Genomic DNA, 1818 nt, shown 5'->3' on the forward strand with positions numbered 1-1818 from the left:
GAAGACAAGGGTTTACAATCCGAAGACCTTCATCCCCCACGCGGCATTGCTCCGTCAGGCTTTCGCCCATTGCGGAAGATTCCCCACTGCTGCCTCCCGTAGGAGTCTGGGCCGTGTCTCAGTCCCAGTGTGGCCGTTCACCCTCTCAGGCCGGCTACCGATCGTCGCCTTGGTGAGCCCTTACCTCACCAACTAGCTAATCGGACGCGGACCCATCCAAGAGCGGATTGCTCCTTTGGTTGTCCGGGGATGTCCCCAGACAACGTTATGCGGTATTAGCAGCCCTTTCGGGCTGTTATCCCCCACTCTCAGGCAGGTTATCCACGCGTTACTCACCCGTCCGCCACTAAGAGCCTCCATCGAAACTTCAGCTCTCCGTTCGACTTGCATGTGTTAGGCATGCCGCCAGCGTTCGTCCTGAGCCAGGATCAAACTCTCCACAAATAATGTAGATAAGCTTGAGTCAAGCTCTAGTTGATTAAATTTCTTATCGAGGTAAGGCTTCTGATAACAGAAGTCGTCCACTTGTAAGAAGTTGTCCATCCTTCCCGCTTGCGCGGGTCAAATTGACTTTGGTTTCGCACGCTTTTGCTTACAACTGTTTGATTTTCAAGGACCAGATTTTTTCACCCGCTTGCCGGGCGGAATCTTATAGTATCATGTTTATTCCCCTAATTCAACTGGTACTTTTAAGCAACTTATGTTGCATAAAAACCTTTTGAATAAGGATATAAACGTAACAGCTTGTGTAACCTAATAAAACGCTCTGTCCTAGACAGAAGATTTATTTTATCACTTAGCATTTACTATTTCAACCGTTAATATTTGGTGCGAGAGGAGGGATTTGAACCCTCACGGTTGCCCACACGCCCCTCAAACGTGCGCGTCTGCCAGTTCCGCCACTCTCGCAGCAACCTATGGAGCCACTGACCGGGATTGAACCGGTGACCTTATCCTTACCAAGGATACGCTCTACCGACTGAGCTACAGCGGCATATACGCTTTTGGCAGGGGAGACAGGACTTGAACCCGCAGCCTACGATTTTGGAGACCGCCGCTCTACCAATTGATCTACTCCCCTATATAGATGGAATCAAATGATGGAGCGGAAGACGAGATTCGAACTCTCGACCCTCGCCTTGGCAAGGCGATGCTCTACCGCTGAGCTACTTTCGCATTTAGAACATATAATGGTCGGAGTGACACGACTTGAACGTGCGGCCTCCTGCTCCCGAAGCAGGCGCTCTACCAAACTGAGCTACACCCCGATAGATCAACTGAGCTATACTGCCAAACAACCTGCAGGTTAACATTTGGTTTATCTACCGTTGACATCGAGAAATAGAATGGCGGAGCAGACGGGATTCGAACCCGCGATCTCCAGCGTGACAGGCTGGCATGTTAGGCCTCTACACCACTGCTCCGTATATGGTGACCCGTAGGGGATTCGAACCCCTGTAACCGCCGTGAAAGGGCGGTGTCTTAGACCGCTTGACCAACGGGCCATATATGGTGATCCATGCTGGACTCGAACCAGCGACACCCTGATTAAAAGTCAGGTGCTCTACCAACTGAGCTAATAGATCCTACAGGGAGCATAGCTCCCTGAAAACTGCACAGAAGAGATAGTAAAGCATAAGGTCAAGTCCTCGACCGATTCGTACCCGTCGACTAAACGCCTCACGGCGTGTACATCCCGGGCCGATCGACCAGGTCATCTTCCTGGGGTCTTACCTACTTGCGTAGTGGGAAGTCTCATCTTTGGGTCGGTTTCGCGCTTAGATGCTTTCAGCGCTTATCCGCTCCCGACATAGCTAC

At 51.2% G+C, this 1818-nt stretch carries 8 tRNA genes and 2 rRNA genes; all 10 read right to left on the reverse strand.

What is annotated here, in order from left to right:
• A 16S ribosomal RNA gene (locus GJ688_RS19570) occupies window positions 1–444 on the reverse strand; the annotation flags it as partial.
• A 382-nt stretch (window positions 445–826) separates the two neighbouring features.
• Window positions 827–909: transfer RNA gene (locus GJ688_RS19575), tRNA-Leu, on the reverse strand.
• Window positions 910–918: 9 nt separating this feature from the next.
• A tRNA-Thr gene (locus tag GJ688_RS19580) sits at window positions 919–994 on the reverse strand.
• Window positions 995–1005: 11 nt separating this feature from the next.
• A tRNA-Trp gene (locus GJ688_RS19585) sits at window positions 1006–1081 on the reverse strand.
• Window positions 1082–1101: 20 nt separating this feature from the next.
• A tRNA-Gly gene (locus GJ688_RS19590) sits at window positions 1102–1176 on the reverse strand.
• A 15-nt stretch (window positions 1177–1191) separates the two neighbouring features.
• Window positions 1192–1268, reverse strand: a tRNA-Pro gene (locus GJ688_RS19595).
• 79 nt (window positions 1269–1347) lie between these two features.
• Window positions 1348–1424, reverse strand: a tRNA-Asp gene (locus GJ688_RS19600).
• 5 nt (window positions 1425–1429) lie between these two features.
• Window positions 1430–1505 (reverse strand) — tRNA-Glu (locus GJ688_RS19605).
• Between the two features lie 5 nt (window positions 1506–1510).
• Window positions 1511–1586: transfer RNA gene (locus GJ688_RS19610), tRNA-Lys, on the reverse strand.
• Between the two features lie 51 nt (window positions 1587–1637).
• Window positions 1638–1818, reverse strand: a 23S ribosomal RNA gene (locus GJ688_RS19615); the annotation flags it as partial.

The organism is Heliobacterium mobile, from assembly GCF_009720735.1.
GTDB classification, from domain to species: domain Bacteria; phylum Bacillota; class Desulfitobacteriia; order Heliobacteriales; family Heliobacteriaceae; genus Heliobacterium; species Heliobacterium mobile.